Origin of the sequence: Nonomuraea sp. KM90, from assembly GCF_052246675.1 — a bacterium.
Classification (GTDB): Bacteria; Actinomycetota; Actinomycetes; order Streptosporangiales; family Streptosporangiaceae; genus Nonomuraea.
This window is the reverse complement of record NZ_JBQQCB010000185.1, coordinates 1-16,312: the sequence shown is the minus strand read 5'-3', so window position 1 is coordinate 16,312 and position 16,312 is coordinate 1. Positions and strand designations below refer to the sequence as shown.

Annotated in this window: 13 protein-coding genes; 4 read left to right on the top strand and 9 right to left on the bottom strand. The window is 71.6% G+C overall.

Going from position 1 to position 16,312, the window contains the following annotated elements; all coding sequences use genetic code 11:
- The coding region (locus ACTWPW_RS59075; RefSeq protein WP_443174232.1) for a glycoside hydrolase family 2 TIM barrel-domain containing protein at nucleotides 1–2,593 on the bottom strand (2,593 nt) is incomplete at its 3' end.
- 487 nt (nucleotides 2,594–3,080) lie between these two features.
- Between ACTWPW_RS59075 and ACTWPW_RS59070 the strand changes: the two genes are divergently transcribed.
- Entirely contained in the window at nucleotides 3,081–5,108 is a 2,028-nt protein-coding gene (locus ACTWPW_RS59070; protein WP_443174231.1) for a serine/threonine protein kinase, read from the top strand.
- On the opposite strand, the gene ACTWPW_RS59065 is transcribed toward ACTWPW_RS59070, so the two are convergent.
- Both ACTWPW_RS59065 and ACTWPW_RS59060 read right to left on the bottom strand, forming a co-directional pair.
- On the bottom strand, nucleotides 5,096–6,382 hold the full coding sequence (locus tag ACTWPW_RS59065) for an SLC13 family permease (RefSeq protein ID WP_443174233.1): 1,287 nt from the start codon (nucleotides 6,380–6,382) through the stop codon (nucleotides 5,096–5,098). The genes ACTWPW_RS59070 and ACTWPW_RS59065 overlap by 13 nt on opposite strands.
- A 153-nt stretch (nucleotides 6,383–6,535) precedes the next feature.
- Nucleotides 6,536–6,994, bottom strand: coding sequence for a CBS domain-containing protein (locus ACTWPW_RS59060; RefSeq protein ID WP_375111623.1), 459 nt, complete (start codon nucleotides 6,992–6,994; stop codon nucleotides 6,536–6,538).
- A 257-nt stretch (nucleotides 6,995–7,251) separates the two neighbouring features.
- Between ACTWPW_RS59060 and ACTWPW_RS59055 the strand changes: the two genes are divergently transcribed.
- Both ACTWPW_RS59055 and ACTWPW_RS59050 read left to right on the top strand, forming a co-directional pair.
- Nucleotides 7,252–8,301 (top strand): HAMP domain-containing sensor histidine kinase, encoded by a 1,050-nt coding sequence (locus ACTWPW_RS59055; RefSeq protein ID WP_443174230.1) that lies wholly within the window; start codon nucleotides 7,252–7,254, stop codon nucleotides 8,299–8,301.
- A complete protein-coding gene (locus ACTWPW_RS59050; RefSeq protein ID WP_443174229.1) occupies nucleotides 8,298–8,948 on the top strand; it encodes a response regulator in 651 nt (216 codons plus the stop codon). Before ACTWPW_RS59055 ends, ACTWPW_RS59050 begins: the two co-directional genes overlap by 4 nt.
- A 31-nt stretch (nucleotides 8,949–8,979) precedes the next feature.
- Here ACTWPW_RS59050 and ACTWPW_RS59045 read toward each other — a convergent pair whose 3' ends face one another.
- On the bottom strand, nucleotides 8,980–10,086 hold the full coding sequence (locus ACTWPW_RS59045) for an NAD(P)/FAD-dependent oxidoreductase (protein WP_443174228.1): 1,107 nt from the start codon (nucleotides 10,084–10,086) through the stop codon (nucleotides 8,980–8,982).
- 92 nt (nucleotides 10,087–10,178) lie between these two features.
- Between ACTWPW_RS59045 and ACTWPW_RS59040 the strand changes: the two genes are divergently transcribed.
- Entirely contained in the window at nucleotides 10,179–10,526 is a 348-nt protein-coding gene (locus ACTWPW_RS59040; protein ID WP_364122293.1) for a winged helix-turn-helix transcriptional regulator, read from the top strand.
- Nucleotides 10,527–10,533: 7 nt separating this feature from the next.
- On the opposite strand, the gene nrfD is transcribed toward ACTWPW_RS59040, so the two are convergent.
- The 5 genes from nrfD to ACTWPW_RS59015 are packed head-to-tail and all read right to left on the bottom strand — an operon-like array spanning nucleotide 10,534 to nucleotide 16,087.
- The gene (gene nrfD, locus ACTWPW_RS59035; RefSeq protein ID WP_443174227.1) at nucleotides 10,534–11,436 is read right to left on the bottom strand and encodes an NrfD/PsrC family molybdoenzyme membrane anchor subunit; all 903 of its coding nucleotides are present in this window, start codon (nucleotides 11,434–11,436) and stop codon (nucleotides 10,534–10,536) included.
- Nucleotides 11,429–12,256: a 4Fe-4S dicluster domain-containing protein gene (locus tag ACTWPW_RS59030; protein WP_443174226.1), complete on the bottom strand. Its 828-nt coding sequence runs from the start codon at nucleotides 12,254–12,256 to the stop codon at nucleotides 11,429–11,431. The genes nrfD and ACTWPW_RS59030 overlap by 8 nt, the downstream gene beginning before the upstream one ends.
- A gap of 1 nt (nucleotide 12,257) precedes the next feature.
- Entirely contained in the window at nucleotides 12,258–13,076 is an 819-nt protein-coding gene (locus ACTWPW_RS59025) for a hypothetical protein (RefSeq protein ID WP_443174225.1), read from the bottom strand.
- A complete protein-coding gene (gene fdnG, locus ACTWPW_RS59020; RefSeq protein WP_443174224.1) occupies nucleotides 13,076–15,499 on the bottom strand; it encodes a formate dehydrogenase-N subunit alpha in 2,424 nt (807 codons plus the stop codon). Before fdnG ends, ACTWPW_RS59025 begins: the two co-directional genes overlap by 1 nt.
- 12 nt (nucleotides 15,500–15,511) lie before the next feature.
- The gene (locus ACTWPW_RS59015; protein WP_375111631.1) at nucleotides 15,512–16,087 is read right to left on the bottom strand and encodes a hypothetical protein; all 576 of its coding nucleotides are present in this window, start codon (nucleotides 16,085–16,087) and stop codon (nucleotides 15,512–15,514) included.
- Nucleotides 16,088–16,312 lie beyond the last annotated feature (225 nt).

Here is a 16,312-nt window from a genome sequence, read left to right as displayed (position 1 = left end):
ACGTGGGACCGTCCAGCTCCAGGCCGCCGAGGCGGCGCAACCGCCCGGTCCCGGCATCGAACGCCGCCCCGCCCAGCCGTAATTCCCCCGGCCCGCTCCCCCGGGCACCGGCGTCCCGGTCGCCGGGCCGGGAGCCGTCCGGTGAGACCGGGCTCTGGGCGCGCTGCGGATCCCCGGCCGGGCCGAGGCGGTCGACGGCGGCGAGGCGGTCGCTGACGGCGTCGACGTGGCCGCTGACGACGCCGGGGCGATCGGTGACGGCGTCGAGGTGGCTGCTGACGGCGTCGGGGCGATCGGTGACGGCCCCGGGGCGGTCGGTGACGGCCCCGGGGCGGTCGGTGACGGACCCGGGGCGGTCGGTGACGGCGTCGGGATGCCGGTCCGGCGGGGTGAGGTGGCGGCCGGGTGGAGTGAGGCGGCGGCCGGACAGGTTGCGGCGGCGGCCGGGGGGCCGGCGGCGGGGGGACGTGCCGAGGCGGGCCTGGCCGAAGGCGATCACGTGGCCCGCCGGCGCCCAGCGGGTGCCGGCGGCGAGCACCGCCTCGACCGTGAGCCAAACCTCCCCACCCGCCACCACCCCGGGCGCCGCCTGACCGGGGGACGCCTGACCAGGGGCCGCCTCACCGGGGGACGCCTGGCCGGGGGACGCCTGGCCAAGAGACGTCCCGGGCCGGGAATCGTCCGGGATCGCGGCGGCCGGAAGTGGCACGCGGACCGACGATCGGGCCGGGCAGTGGGGCACGGTGAGCGGGCCGGTGGCCGACCGTACCCCGTCCACCTCCACCCGCCACCGGAACTCCAGGTGCCCGAGCGAGACCGCGTCGTACTTGTTGGCGACCACCACCGACGCCCCCTCCACGGTGATCCCGACCGGTTCGATCGCCTTGCGCAGCTCCCCCAGCCCAGGTGACGGGGTGCGGTCCGGGAACAGGAGCCCGTCCAGGCAGTACCGCTCCCCGTTCGGCCGGGCGTCGACGTCCCCTCCGTGCCGGAAGTACGGGCGCCCGAGCGAGTCGTGCCCCGTCAGCCCGTGGTCGATCCACTCCCACACGAACGCCCCGCAGAACCGCTCGTACGACTCCAGGATCGTCTGGTAGTCGACCAGCGAGCCGGGCCCGTTGCCCATCGCGTGGGCGTACTCGCACAGCAGGAACGGCAGCCCCCGCCGCCGCACGTCCTCCTCCGACCCCACGGCCACCCCCGACGGCGTCTCCTCCTTCCGCTGCCCGATGTGCTCCAGGTCGTCCAGGGACGGGTACCTGAGGCTGTAGAAGTCGGAGTGGCGGTAAGTGGGGTCGCGTTCGTAGTGGAGCGGCCGGGTGGGGTCGCGTCGCCGGATCCAGTCGTCGATGTCGGCGAACGCGGGGCCGCTGCCGCTCTCGTTCCCCAGGGACCAGACGACCACGCTGGGGTGGTTCTTGTCGCGCTCCACCATGCGCCGGGCGCGGTCGAGCAGGGCCTCGCGCCACATCGGCTCGGCGGGCGGGTTGCCCTCCCAGCCCGCGTAGACGAAGCCGTGGGTCTCGATGTCGCACTCGTCGACCACCCACAGGCCGTACTCGTCGCACAGCCGCAGGAACTCGGGGTGCGGCGGGTAGTGGGCGGTGCGGACGGCGTTGACGTTGTGCCGCTTCATCAGCTCGATGTCGCGGATCATGGTGTCCCGGTCGAGGGCGCGGCCGCGGTCGGGGTGGTGCTCGTGCCGGTTGACGCCGCGGAACAGCACCGGCGCCCCGTTGATCAGCAGCCGGCCGCCGGAGATCTCGACGGTCCTGAAGCCGACGGCCAGGTCGATGGTCTCCCCGGCGGCGGACAGGGTGCCGCGGTAGAGGCGGGGGTGCTCGGCGCTCCACGGCTGCACGTCCGGGACGGTGACCTGCTCTCCCGTGGCGACGGCGAGCCCGAGCTCGGGAATCTCCACCAGGCCGGGGGCGTCGGCGGTGATCAGCAGCGTCCCGGCGCCGGACGCGTACGAGGCGCGCACGGTGAAGTCGTCGATGCCGCCCTCCGGCCGGGACAGCAGCTCCACGTCGCGGAAGATGCCCGGCAGCCACCACATGTCCTGGTCCTCCAGGTAGCTGCCGGACGACCAGCGCTGCACGCGCACGGCCAGCAGGTTCCCGCGCGGCCGGAGCAGCCCCGTGACGTCGAACTCGAACGGCAGCCTGCTCCCCTTCGAGTGCCCGAGCAGTTCGCCGTTCAGCCAGACGGTGCCGCAGGAGTCCACCCCCTGGAAGCGCAGCACGCCACGGCCGGGTGGCCAGCCGGGCGGCAGGTCGAAGCGGAGGCGGTAGTCGCCGGTGGGGTTGTGGTCCGGCAGGTACGGCGGGTCGATGGGGAACGGGTAGGCGGTGTTGGTGTAGAGCGGCCGGTCGTGCCCCTCCAGCACCCAGTGCGACGGCACCGGGATCGTCTCCCATCCGGTGTCGTCCAGTGCCGGGTCCGGCAGCGTGGGGCCGGTGCCGGCGGCCGTGCCGGAGAGCCGGAAACGCCACCGGCCGTTGAGCGCCAGCCGGGGCGCGTCTGAGACGAAGTCGGCCCGTGCCGCCCGCCGCCCGGAACCCGGCCCGGGATCCTCATGGAATTCGGCCATCCAGATGCCCTCTCCAGCGAAGACAAAACGTTTTAACTTTAACCGGAAAGATCCACCCACACCATCCCCATTTCCGTCGAACGCTCGACCTGAAGACGAAACAGAGACGCAACAAAAAGGTCCGGATACCTCAAAATGTTGGCTTGAATAAATACATCCCCGACAAAATCGTTTTAGTACGGGTAATGAAATGACCCGATTCCAGCCCGACTGGGAGTCGCTGCGCGCGCACCAGATCCCCCATGGTTCGGCGAGGCGACGTTCGGCATCTGGTCGCACTGGGGGCCCGCAGTCCGTGGCCCGCTCCGGCGACTGGTGGGTGATGTTCTACTCCGGGCTCTCCTTCGACGGGCGCGGCCGACGACACCTACGCGCACAAGCCCGCCGTCGTCTCCCGCGACGGCTTCGAGCTGCGCAACGTGTGGGGTCGCCGGCCGCCGCGTCTGAGGGCCGCAACCGATCCGCCCCGCTCGTAGTCCAATCGCGCATGGGGAGCGCACTCATCGACGGGGACCCGCAGCGGATCGGCGGCTACTGGCTGGCCGGTCGCCTCGGCGCGGGCGGCCAGGGGGTCGTCTACGAGGGATACGACCAGGCCGGCGCGCGGGTGGCGATCAAGGTGCTGCGCGGCGATCCCGTGGGGCAGCCCGAGCTGCGCGACCGGCTGGCGAAGGAGGCCGTCTCGGCTCAGCGGGTGGCCTCGTTCTGCACGGCCAAGGTGCTCGGCGCGGACCTGGAGGGGCCCCGGCCGTACGTCGTCAGCGAGTACGTCGAGAGCCCCAGCCTGCGCACCCTGAAGATGTCGCTCACCTCGACCGGGCAGCTCACGGGCACGCCCGGCTACATGGCGCCCGAGGTGTTCTCCGGCGAGCGGGCGGGGCCGGCCGCCGACGTGTTCGCGTGGGGCGCGGTCGTGCTGTACGCCGCCACCGGCCGGGACCCGTTCACCGGCGAGGCGCTCGGCGCGGTCATGCACCGCGTGCTCTCCCACGATCCCGACCTGGACGTCCTGCCCGCCTCGCTGCGCGGGCCCGTGCGCGCCGCGCTGTCGAAGGACCCGGCGCTCCGCCCGGCGGCCCGCGAGCTGCTGCTCGGGCTGGTCAGCGGTGACGGGAGCCTGAACACCCCGCGGCTGCTCGCCCGGGGCGCCGACGACGGCCGCCGGGTCGGGACCGCCGCCGACGACCCGGCGCTCGGCGTCATCGCCGAGGACGCCTACGCCGCGCTCGACCCCGCCGGCAAGGAGCTGGTGCCCGAGCTGTTCCTGCGGCTGGTCACCGTGACCGACGAGGGCGAGCTGGCGCTGCGCGAGCCGCACAGGGCCGAGCTGCCCGCCGGGGTGGACCGGGTGCTGGACGCGTTCACGTACCTGGTGTCCGGCACCGACCCCGTACGCCTGCTGCGCCCCGCCCTGCCGCTGGCCTGGCCCCGGCTGCGGGCCTGGATCGAGGCAGGGGCGGCGGGTCGGGCCCGAGGTCGCGCTCACGGACAGCGCGCGGTCGGTCGCTTTCACCGCCGGCTCCGCGGAGGTGCTGGCCGTCGGCCGGGACGGGCGGCTGGCCCGGCTGCCGACGGCGCTCGCGCCGCTGGTCGCGGCCGTGTGCGCGCGGGCGGGTCGGGAGCTGACCGACGCGGAGTGGCGGCGCCACCTGCCCGGCCGGACCTACGAGCCGGCCTGCCGGGCCACGCCCTGAGCCGCTCAACGCGTGGCGGCGCCTTCTCCGGCTCTGGCAGGCGCGGCGGCTGCGCCCTCTCCGACTCTGGCGGACGTGGCGGCGCCCTCTCCGGCTCCGACCGGCGTGGCGGCGCCGCCCAGCCCTCCGGACGGTCCCCGGCCCAGCAGCAGGGTGCCCAGCCACATCACCGCCATCCCGACGGCCACCAGGGCCGAGCCCCTGCCCTCCTGGAACGTGGCCACCGCCAGCAGCACCACGCCCCCGGCGGTGACGGCGGCGCTGACGGGCGTGACCCGGCGCAGCACGGCCAGGATGACCGCCAGGACGAGCAACGCGGCGAAGAAGACCTGCGCCCCGGGCCCGTAGATGACCAGCTCGACCCCCGGATAGCCCTTCACCTGCTCCATCAGCGCCCGCATCGCCTCCCCGTCCGCCGCGGCGAACCCGGCGTACAGGTCGATGGCCAGCTGGACCACGTTGGCCGCCACGCCGAGCAGCGCGACCCCCGTGACCGCCTCGACCGCCACCCGTCTCCCGCCACTGAGCGGCCCCGCCAGGCCGCGCATGGCCAGTGTCATGAGGCCGAACACCAGGAAGGCGGCCAGCCACACCGCGTGCGCGGCCGTCCACCACGGTCCCGGCACGAGATCGCCGTCGATGGGACGCATGAGGAACCAGCCGCCGAGCAGGGCGGCGGGCCCGGCGGTGAAGGAGATCTGGGCGAGACGGTTAGCGGGGTTCATGTTGGCCACAATGCCCCGCACCGGCCGGTCCGATCATCGGTGAACGTCCCTGATTTTCCCCTGGCTCCGGATCAGGGACGGGGTCAGGTGAAGTAGCGCAGCCAGACGTACAACCAGGCCAGCACCGTGCTCAGGACGGTGACGACGATGCCGTACCTGGTGAACTGCCAGAAGCTGATCTTGTGTCCGTTGCGCGCGGCGATGCCGATGGCCACCACGTTGGCGCTGGCCGCGACCGCGGTGCCGTTCCCGCCGAAGTCGGCGCCCAGGGCGAAGGCCCACCACAGCGCCTGGCCGGTCTGCGGGTCGGGGGCCGCGGCGACCACGCCCTCGACGATGGGGGCGGTCGTGGCGACGTACGGGATGTTGTCGAAGAACGCGCCCAGCGCGCTGGAGCCGAACAGCAGCGCCGTCGCGGCGACGAAGTAGTCGTCGCCCAGCGTGTCCACCGCCCACGTGCCGATCGCCGCGATCACGCCGGTGTGCACCAGGCCCGCGACCATGACGAACAGCCCCATGAAGAAGACCAGCGTGGGCCACTCGACCTCGCTCAGCACCTCGGAGACGCTCGCGCGGGAGACCAGCAGCATCACCCCGGCGCCCACCAGCGCCACGATCGACGGCTCGACGTGCACCACCGAGTGCAGCCCGAACCCGGCCACGACCGCGCCCAGCACCACCAGGCAGCGCGCCAGCAGGCGCGGGTCGGTGATGGCCCGCCGCTCCTGCAAGGCCATCACCTCGGCGACGTGCTCGGCGTCGTACTGGAAGGAGTCACGGAACAGCACCCGCGTGAACAGCACGAACACCGCGAAGATGACCACCACGATCGGCGCCATGTGCACCAGGAAGTCGTTGAAGGTCAGCCCGGCACGGCTGCCGATGATGATGTTCGGCGGGTCCCCGATGAGCGTGGCCGCGCCGCCGATGTTGGAGGCGAGGACCTCCGCGATCAGGTACGGCTGCGCGGCGATCCGCAGCCGGTTGCACACCACGATGGTGACCGGCGCGACCAGCATGATCGTGGTGACGTTGTCCAGGAACGGCGAGGCGACGGCGGTGATCACCATGAGCATGACCATCAGCCGGTACGGGCGGCCCTTCGACCTCTTGGCGGCCCAGATGGCGAGGTAGTCGAAGACGCCCGTCTGCTTGATCACACCGACGATGATCATCATGCCGAGCAGCAGGAAGATGACGTTCCAGTCGATGCCCTCGTGCTCGGAGTAGAACACCTCCGCCCCCGGGATCAGGCCCAGCACGGCCATCAGCCCCGCGGCGACGAGCACCACCTTGACCTTGTCGGCCTTCTCGGTGGCGATGAGGAAGAAGGCCACCAGGAAGATCGCCAGTGCGGCGAGGGCGCTCATCCGTCCTGCCCCGGCGGCCCGGCCTGCCTGCGGCGCTGGTCTGGGCATGACGACATGGCGGGGTGTTCGGGGAACACGGCGATGACCTCCGTACGGTGAGCATGCTGAGGCCGGGCGAGGCCGGTGGCGCGCGCCCGGTCGGGTCGGGGTGTCTCAGTCCTCCGGGCCGGAGAGGGCCAGGCTGGTCAGCAGCCGCTCCAGGGTGATCGCCCCGACGAGGACACCGTCGCGGCCGACGACCGCGACGATGGGGCTGCGCAGCCGGGCCATGAGTGCGGCCACCTCGAGCAGGGTCGCGTCCGGTGGCACGGTCGCCGGCCTGGCCGGCCGGCTCGGCAGGCAGTCGCCCACCGTCAGCTCACCCAGCTCACCCCAGAACAGGTCCGCGTGGGCCTCGTCGATCGTCCGGCAGAGCGCCGGATCCTCCTGGTACGCCCCCGGCACCGCCAGCCGCAGGACCTGCGTCCCCGGCAGCACGCTCGACGGCCGGCCCCGGTCGTCCACCACGATCAGGCCGGGCATCCGGCCCAGCGCCATGATCCGTACGGCCTTGGTGACGGGGTCGTGCACGGTCACGGTCGGCAGGTTCACGGCGATATTGCTGGCATGCATGACATCATCCCGTTCGACGAGGCGTCCGGGCATCCCCGGCGAGGTCATGGCGCCGCTCCGGTGATCTCCGCGGTCGTTCGGGTGACGTCCATGTCGCTGACTCCAATCCGGCTCCGCTCAAGTCTCTGGGCGGGCGCGGTCCGGACACCATCGGGTCCGGCACCCATCTGGGCAGGGATAGAACATGTAGGGACGGAAACCCCAATGGGGGTCAGACCGCATGGACAACGGCACCCGGCGACGAAGAGGCTGATGGGATGAACGACCGCGCGGAGGGAGCGGGGGGCACGCCACGCTCCCCCGCCCAGAGCTCCCCGGCCCCCACGGGCGCGCCGCGCCCTCCCGCGCAGGCGCTGTTCCGGCGGCTGGTGCTGATCAACGGGCTGGTGTTCGCGGCCGGCACGATCGTGCTCGCGCTCTCCCCCGCCACGGTGTCCTCGCCGGTCCTGCTGACCGAGGTGCCGGTGCTGGTGGTGGGCCTGGTGGTGATGCTGGCCGCCAACGCGCTGCTGCTGCGCCGCAGCCTGGCCCCGCTGGACGCGCTGACCACGCTGATGCAGCGGGTGGACCTGCTGCGCACCGGCGACCGGCTGACCGACAGCGGCAACAGCGACCTCACCCACCTGATCGACACGTTCAACGCGATGCTGGACCGGCTGGAGGCCGAGCGCAGCGCGAGCAGCGCCCACGCGCTGGCCGCGCAGGAGGGCGAGCGCAGCCGCATCGCCCGCGAGCTGCACGACGAGATCGGTCAGAGCCTGACCGTGGTGCTCCTCGGCCTGAAGCGGGTGGTCGACCGCGCCCCCGCCGACCTGCGGGAGGAGCTGCACGGCGTGCAGGAGACCGTACGCGCCAGCCTGGACGAGGTACGCCAGGTCGCCCGCCGCCTGCGTCCCGGCGTGCTGGAGGACCTCGGCCTGCACAGCGCGCTCAGCGCCCTGGCCACCGACGTCTCGCGGATGAGCGGCATCCCGGTGACCCGCGCCGTCGCGCCGGACCTCCCGGAGCTGGGCACCGACGTCGAGCTGGTCCTCTACCGGATCGCGCAGGAGAGCCTGACCAACATCGCCAGGCACGCCCGCGCCACGCGCGCCGAGCTGTCGCTCGCGATCGAGGACGGCCATCTGGTCCTGCGCGTCTCCGACGACGGGCGGGGAGGAGCGATCGAGGACGGCGCCGGGATCCGGGGCATGCGCGAGCGCGCCCTGCTCATCGGCGCCCGCCTGACCGTCGACTCCCCGCCAGGCGCGGGCACCCGCGTCAGCCTGGCCATCCCGGACATCGCGAATGGGAGCACAACGCCGTGAAGAAAACCCGGATCCTGCTGGCCGACGACCACGCGCTCGTCCGCAGGGGGCTGAGGCTGATCCTGGACGCCGAGCCCGACCTCGAGGTGGTCGCCGAGGCCGCCGACGGCGCGCAGGCCGTGGCGGCGGCCTCGGAGGACACGGTGGACCTGGCCATCCTCGACATCGCGATGCCGCGCATGACCGGGCTGCAGGCGGCCAGGGAGATCTCCCGCCGGGCGCCCGGCATCCGCATCCTGATCCTGTCGATGTACGACAACGAGCAGTACTTCTTCGAGTCGCTCAAGGTCGGCGCATCCGGCTACGTGCTCAAGTCGGTCGCCGACCAGGACCTGCTGGAGGCGTGCCGGGCCACGATGCGCGGCGAGCCGTTCCTGTACCCGGGGGCGGTGACCGCGCTCATCCGCGACTACCTGCAGCGGGACCGGGAGGGCGAGCGCATGCCGGAGAGCATCCTGACGCCCCGGGAGGAGGAGATCGTCAAGCTGATCGCGGAGGGCAACTCGGCCAAGGAGATCGCCGAGACGCTGGTCATCAGCGTGAAGACGGTCGATCGGCACCGGGCGAACATCCTGCAGAAGCTCGGCATGCGTGACCGCCTCGAACTCACCCGCTACGCCATCCGCGCCGGCCTCGTCGAACCCTGACCCCCCGCCTGGCCCCAGGGCGGGGTCGGGGTCACGCCGGGTCGGGGGCGTTGAAGTGCACGGACTGGTACTCCACCAGCATGGCCCGGCCCTTGATCTCCGAGGCCGCCTCGGCTCCGAAGACGCCCTGGCCGGGGAGCTGGCCCGCGCCGCCGTCCGGCCCGAGCGGCACGATGATCATCGCGGGCTGCCGCTCGTACGCGACCGTCTCGCCCTCCCCCGTGATGGCCGCACGAAGGTTCGCCGCCAGCAGCTCCCCCTGCCGGCCCGCGTACGCGGCCATGTTGCGGTCGGCGTCGGTGATGTCGCCGATGGCGTACACCCGCTCCTGCCCCCGGACCCGCAGCTGCTCGTCCACCCGCACGTATCCCCGCTCGTCCCTGGCCTCCGCGAGCGCTCCCCGCAGGTAGTCCGTGCGGGGCACGACGCCGAAGCAGCGGTACCAGACGTCGGCCGTCAGCTTGTCGCCCGCCTCGGTCGCGATCGCGATCGGCGCGGCGCTGGCGGGCGGGGCGCTGGGGAGCTCGCGCAGCGGGCTGCCGAGCTTGAGCTCGACGCCGAGCTCGACGAGCTGCCGGTGCAGCTCGTCGCGCAGCTCCTGGTCGAACGGGCCGGGCAGGATGTCGGGCGCGACGTCGGCGAGGATGACGTGCTTGCCGGGGAACGACGCCTTGATCTCCCCGGCGAGCTCCAGCCCGACCGGGCCGGCGCCGACCAGCAGCACCCGCTCGGCGCCGGCCAGCACCTCGTGCGCGGCCCGCAGCTCGGCCTTGGCCGCCGCCACGTCCGGCTTGCCGGCCTTGGCCGGGAACGGGTACGACGAGCCCGTGGCCAGCACCAGGTAGTCGGGCTCGAGGGTGTCCCCCGAGGCGAGCGTCACGCGGCGGCCGTCCACGGCCACGGCGGCATCCCGGACGAAGCGGCCGTGCACCAGCAGGCGGCGGTACGGCAGGAAGATCTGGTCCAGCCACTCGGGCTCGACCAGCGCCCGCCAGGACGCCACGTTGTGCATGAACGCGTCGGACGGATCGACCAGCGTCACGTCGGCCACGTCGTCGAGCAGCTTGGCGACCTTGTAGCCGCCGTACCCGCCGCCCAGCACCACGACGCTCGGACGCACGTCTGCATTCTGGCTCATCAGTTCTCCCCCACTAGGTATCGAGATGCGGCTAGGCTATGACTACTCGCTTCGAAAATCAAAACAGCAGTTTTTCTGCTAGTTTGGGGGGCATGGCGACGGCACCTACGCGACACGACGTGGAAAGCTGCGAACGCAGCGACGTCGCGCTGACGCGCGCGTTCACGCTCCTCGGCAAGCGCTGGAGCGGCGTGGTGCTCGGCAGCCTCCGGGCGGGGCCGGCCGGCTTCCGCGAGCTGTCCCGGGCGATCGACGGGCTCAGCGACTCGGTGCTCTCCGACCGGCTGTCCGAGCTGACCAAGGAGGGCCTGATCGCGCGCACCGTGGACGAGGGTCCGCCCGTGGCGGTCACCTACGAGCTGACCGAGAGCGGCAAGGCCCTCATGCCGGCGCTCCAGCAGATCTCCGCGTGGGCCGAGGAGCACCTCCCACCGCGCTAGGCCAGGGTCAGAGCTGGACGCTGAAGATGATCGCGGCTCGCAGGGCGAGCACCCCGGCCAGCACCAGCAGCGGCAGCACGACCGAATACCGCAGGGCCGCCGCGCCGCCCGCCGACAGGCGCTCGGTGGCCAGCCCGTACAGACCCGGCAGCAGCCCGGCCAGGACCACCACCCACAGCAGCGACCACGGCAGGCCGAAGACGATGTCCTGCGTCCCGGCCGCGATCAGCGTCACCGCGAACGCCGCGATCAGCGCCAGCTCCAGCAGCGAGTACAACCGCTCCGAGATCGACAGCATGGGGGCGCTGGGCCGGGCCTCGGGCCGGTAGCGGGCCAGGAGCAGCATCAACGCCGCCGACCCCGCCAGCCCGGAGGCCAGGAAGAGCCCGCCCAGTGCCCACGTGTCGCTCCACACCGGCTGGTTCGACACCGACAGCAGCACGCCCGTGTACCCCGCGATGAACAGCGCGAACAGGGACCCGACCACGTTGAAGGCCCGGCCGTCCAGCCACGCGACGAGCGGGAGCCGGAGCTTGCCGTCCCGTACGAGCGCCGCCGCGAACGACACCGTGGTGATCCCCCCGAACACGACCAGCGCCCACGACCCGATCGACATCGGCGACCAGTACTTGAAGTTGAGGCCGAAGCCGCCGGGGGTGGTGTTGACCAGCATGTGCCAGAACCGCAGCGGCTGGCCGAGGTCGAGGGCGAGCAGCACGGGCGCGATGAGCATCGGCGGGAACGCGATGTAGTAGCCGATCCTGGCCATCGGCTCGTCGCCGGGGGCGTTGCGCAGCCTGAGCAGGGTGGCCAGCACGTACGAGCCGCCGGAGAGCCCGGCGAGGAAGAAGTAGAACAGGATGTACCACAGCCAGTCCGGCGGGCCGGCGAAGTGCTGGACGTCATCCATCGGTGGCTTCCTCCGCCTTCTCCACCTTCTCCTTGCGGTGGCGCAGCTCGATCAGGCCGCCGAGCACGCCCAGCACGGCCGTGACGGCGGCGGTCAGGTAGCCGCCCACGTTGTTGCGGCTGGGCAGGACGGCGTTGCGCTCGTCCGGCAGGCCGTACTTCCGGGGCTCGTCCATGAGCAGGAAGAACGCGTTCAGGCCGCCGTACACCTTCTCGTCGTGCCCGTAGAGCCGGGCCTCGGTGACGCCCTGCCCGCGCAGGATCTCCAGCCGCTTGGCCGCCGTCCGGCGCAGCTCGGAGACCGGGCCGAACTTGATCGACTCGGTGGGGCAGGCCTTGGCGCAGGCCGGGGTCATGTCGTTCTGCAGGCGGTCGTAGCACAGCGTGCACTTCTGCGCGATGCCGGTCGTCTCGCTGGCGCCGATCACGTCGTACGGGCAGGCCGCGATGCAGTTGCGGCAGCCGTTGCAGACGTCGGGCTGGATGAAGACGGAGTCGAACTCGGTACGGATGATCGCGTTGGTCGGGCAGACCTCCATGCAGCTGGCCTCTTTGCAGTGCTTGCAGACGTCCGACATCATCAGCCACGCCTTGCCGTTGCCGGGCGTGACGCCCTCGTCGGGCACGTTGTCGTGGAACTGGACGTGCCGCCAGGTCTCGGCGTCCAGCCTGCCGGTGTTGTCGAAGCCGTCCAGGAACGACGGGGCGTTGCCCTCCAGCTGGTTCCACTGCTTGCAGGCCACCTCGCAGGCCTTGCAGCCGATGCACACGCTGGTGTCGGTGAAGAACCCGTACGCCTGTCCCGGTGTGATGTGCGGCATGTCAGAACCCCATGAGGTTGGGCGTGATCTTGGTGTAGCCCTGGCCGGTGAGGTGCAGGTCGATGGGCACCGCGGCCAGCTCGTCCACCCGCGGCACCGCCCGGGGGTCGCGGCCCAGGTCGACGTCGATCAGGTAGCTTCGGCAGGTCTGGCAGGACTCGGCCCGCAGGTGCGGGAAGACCGACCGGTCGTCGGGGGCGGCGCGGCCCACGTGCGGCGGTTCCGTTGCCGCGTGGGTCTCGGCGTGCACGGTGCGCTTGCCGGTCTCGCCGCAGTTCGGGCAGGTGGTGGCGGAGAAGTTCCACTCGTGCGGGCACTTGGCGCAGGCGAGCATGCGACGGCCGCTCACCAGCGGGTCGTCGCTCGCCACCCGGTAGCTGAGCTGCGCCGCCCCGCCGCACGCGGCGCACCGCCCGCCCGATCCGGCGTCGGGCCCGTCGTCGCCGACCGGACCGGGGGTTTTCCGGCGGGTGGTCCAGGCCTTGGGCGGGACGACGTGCATGGTGGCGCGGGCCAGGTAGCGCTCGACCGGGGTGAGGTCCTCGTCCGCGGCCCAGGCGTCGAGGAGCCCGGTGCCGGTCGCCGCCGCCCCGGCCGCGGTGATCGCGTCGGCCAGCGGGCGGGGGCCGGCGGCGGCGGTCGCCGCCAGGACGCGCGGCAGCACGTTCGCCTCGGCCCACTCCAGCGCCCCGTCGGCCGGAACGTCGTCGCCGACCGACTCCCACACCTCCACCAGCGCCAGGTAGAGCCCCAGCACCCCGGCCGCGTGCGGGTACCGGTCGCGCAGCTCCCCGGCCCGTACGCGCTCCCTCCCGTACATCAGAGCTTCTCGATGTCGACCAGGAACGCCTTGTACTCCGGCGTCCGCGCGCTGGCGTCACCCACGAACGGGGTCAGGGCGTTGGCCAGCCAGTGCTGCCCGGTGTTGATCCCGACGAACCCCCAGTGGATCGGGATGCCGATCTGGTACACCTGCCTGCCGTCGATCTCCAGCGGGCCGAGCCGCTTGGTCACCACGGCCCGTACCTCGAGCTTGCCGCGCCTGGACGACACGCGCACCCGGTCGCCCGTCTCGATGCCCTTCTCCCTGGCCAGCCCGGTGGGCACCTCGACGAACGCCTCCGGCTGCAGCTGGACGAGGTGCTCGACGTTCTGGGTGACGTAGTGCTCGTGCTCGGTGAGCCGGTAGGAGGTGGCGACGTACGGGTAGTCGGCGACGGTGCCGAAGCGGTTCGGGCGGCCGGCGCGCTCGTCGTACCGGTAGGCCACCGGGGTCGCCGACACCTGCGGGTGCAGCGGGTTCTGGATCGGCGACTCGATGGGCTCGTAGTGCTCGGGGAACGGCCCGTCGGCCACGGCGTTGCTGAACAGGCGGCCCACGCCCTCGCCCGTCATGATGAACGGCAGCGGCGCGTCCGGTCCCGGGCCGGTCGTCGGCGGGTAGTCGGGCACGTCGCCCTCCCACTTGCCGTTGACCCAGGCGATGCCGGGGCGCTCGGGGTCCCAGGGGCGGCCGTTCTCGTCGGCGGAGGCGCGGTTGTAGAGGATGCGGCGGTTGGCGGGCCAGCTCCACGCCCAGCTCGGGTAGAGGCCCATGCCGCTGGGGTCGTTCCTGCCGGGGTCCTGGACGCCGTCGCGCCGCTTGGCCAGGTTGCCCTCCTCCGGGTAGTGGCCGGTGTAGATCCAGTCCCCGGCGCTGGTGGTGCCGTCGTCCTTGAGGTCGACGAAGGTCATCAGCCGGCGGCCGTTCTTCAGGTCCCGGCCGTTGATCTCCTGCGCGATCTCGTCCAGCTCGGGCTTCCTCGGGTTCAGGTACGGCAGCGTCATCCTCAGCACCGGGTCGGGGAACTTGCCGCCCTGGGACTGGTAGAGGTCGCGTACCCGCTGGAAGAGCTCGGCGAGGATCCAGTGGTCGTGCCGGGCCTCGCCCTCCGGCGGCAGCACCTGCTCCTTCCACTGCACCCAGCGGCCGCTGTTGGTGAACGAGCCGTCCTTCTCGATCCAGTGGGTGGCGGGCAGCATGAACACCTCGGTCTGGATCTTCGAGGGGTCCATGCCGGGCGCCTGCCAGAACTCCGAGCTGGTGGTCGCGAAGGGGTCCATGACGCACAGCCACTTGAGGTTCGACAGCGCCTGGAGCACCTGGTTGGAGTCGGGGCCGATGCTGGTCGCGGTCATCCCGGAGAGCATCACCCCCTGCATCTTGCCTCTCAGCGCCTGGTCGAAGATCGAGATCCAGGAGGCGTTGGCGGCCGGTTTGGGCAGGTAGTCGAAGGCGAACTCGTTGTCCTTCGTGGCGGCGTCGCCGTACCAGGCCTTGAGCAGGCTGACCAGGTAACGGAGGTAGTTCTCGCCGAAGAAGTTCACCGCTCTGGGGTGGTGCTTGACGCTGGCGCTCTCGTCCAGGTACGCCTTGATGTCCTTCTGGCCCGGGGCGGGGATGCGCAGGTAACCGGGCAGGATGTCCCACGAGATGGCGTGGTCGGTGTTGCCCTGGATGTTGGCGTGGCCGCGTTCGGCGTTCATGCCGCCGCCGGGGCGGCCCATGTTGCCGAGCAGCAGTTGCAGGATGGCGCCCGAGCGGATGAGCTGCACGCCGGTGGTGTGGTGGGTGAGGCCGACGGCGTACACGATGGTCATGACCTTGTCCGGCCGTCCCATCTCGCCGACCAGCCTGGCCACCTGGAGGAACTGCTCGCGCGGGATGCCGGTGATGCGGGCCACCGTGTCGGGGTCGTAGCGCTGGTAGTGGGCGCGGAGCAGGTTGAGGACCGAGCGCGGGTGGTCGAGGTCGATCTTGGCGTGACCGTTCGCGTCTGTCTCGTACGCCCAGAGCTTGGTGTTGTAGACGCCCTGCTCCTGGTCGTAGCCGTTGAACATGCCGTCCTTGAAGGCGTACCCCTCCTTGACCACGAAGCCGGCGTTGGTGGCCCACCGTACGTACTCGTCGTGGTGCAGGCGATTGGCCAGGACGTAGTTGATGAGGCCGCCGAAGTAGGCGACGTCCGTGCCCGTACGGATCCTGATGTACGTGTCCGCCACCGCCGAGGTCCGCGTGAACCGCGGATCCGCGTGGATGATCTTCGCGCCCCGGTCGAGCTTGGCGCGCATGAGCCATCTGAAGCCCACCGGATGGGCCTCCGCCGGGTTGGCCCCGTTGACCAGGATGAGATCGGCATGCCTGATGTCACGCCAGTGGTTGGTCATGGCCCCTCGGCCGAACGTGGCAGCCAAACTGACCACCGTGGGACCGTGTCAAACACGGGCCTGTTGTTCGAGGTGAACCAGGCCCAACCCCCTCATCAGCTTCGTGGCGAGATATCCCTCTTCCGAGCTGAACGCCGCCCCTCCCGCGAAGGCGATGCCCTCGCAGCGGTTGACGACGTTGCCGTCGGCGTCCTGGGTGACGAACGTGGCGTCGCGCGACGCCTTGATGTTCCTGGCCAGGCGGTCGAGCGCGAACTCCCAGGAGACCTGCTTCCACTCGGCCGCTCCTGGGGCGCGGTAGAGCGGGTGCGGCACCCGCCTGCGCGATACGGCCAGTTGCAGCGACGTCGCGCCCTTGGGGCACAGCGTGCCCTCGTTGACCGGGCTGTCCGGATCGCCCTCGATCTGCAGCAGCTCGGTTCTGCCGTTCGCGGCCTTCTTGGTGTAGGCGACGAGCGAGCATCCGACCGCGCAGTACGGGCACAACGAGTGGGACAGCGTGGCGCCTTCGATGCGCAGGCGCTGCTGGACCCGGATCGACTCGGTCAGGTCGAACCCCAGGGCCGAGCCACCGAGCACGCCCACCGGGCCGATGCTCAGGAACCGCCGCCGGCTGACCTCCATACCGGACTCCCCTCAGCTGCAGCCGTGGGTACCGTTATTTCACCGTATGGTCCGTCGTTGTGCGCGTCTAGCCCCGAGGGCGTCGATAGTCGAGATCATCCCTGGGCAAGCTGGAGATCATGCCGCCCACCCGGGTCCTCGGGATTCCGTAACAGGTCCAGCAACCTGGGGTCGGCGGGCACGAGCACACCGCGATCGCCCCGCTCGGCCGCCTCCCGCAACACC

Excerpts from the sequence above, each read along its gene's own strand:
- nrfD (WP_443174227.1), bottom strand. The coding sequence starts at position 11,436 with ATGGATGACGTCCAGCACTTCGCCGGCCCGCCGGACTGGCTGTGGTAC.
- ACTWPW_RS59040 (WP_364122293.1), top strand. The coding sequence starts at position 10,179 with ATGGCGACGGCACCTACGCGACACGACGTGGAAAGCTGCGAACGCAGC.
- ACTWPW_RS59030 (WP_443174226.1), bottom strand. The coding sequence starts at position 12,256 with ATGCCGCACATCACACCGGGACAGGCGTACGGGTTCTTCACCGACACC.
- ACTWPW_RS59055 (WP_443174230.1), top strand. The coding sequence starts at position 7,252 with ATGAACGACCGCGCGGAGGGAGCGGGGGGCACGCCACGCTCCCCCGCC.
- ACTWPW_RS59025 (WP_443174225.1), bottom strand. The coding sequence starts at position 13,076 with ATGTACGGGAGGGAGCGCGTACGGGCCGGGGAGCTGCGCGACCGGTAC.
- ACTWPW_RS59065 (WP_443174233.1), bottom strand. The coding sequence starts at position 6,382 with ATGAGCGCCCTCGCCGCACTGGCGATCTTCCTGGTGGCCTTCTTCCTC.
- ACTWPW_RS59060 (WP_375111623.1), bottom strand. The coding sequence starts at position 6,994 with ATGCATGCCAGCAATATCGCCGTGAACCTGCCGACCGTGACCGTGCAC.
- ACTWPW_RS59070 (WP_443174231.1), top strand. The coding sequence starts at position 3,081 with ATGGGGAGCGCACTCATCGACGGGGACCCGCAGCGGATCGGCGGCTAC.
- ACTWPW_RS59045 (WP_443174228.1), bottom strand. The coding sequence starts at position 10,086 with ATGAGCCAGAATGCAGACGTGCGTCCGAGCGTCGTGGTGCTGGGCGGC.
- ACTWPW_RS59015 (WP_375111631.1), bottom strand. The coding sequence starts at position 16,087 with ATGGAGGTCAGCCGGCGGCGGTTCCTGAGCATCGGCCCGGTGGGCGTG.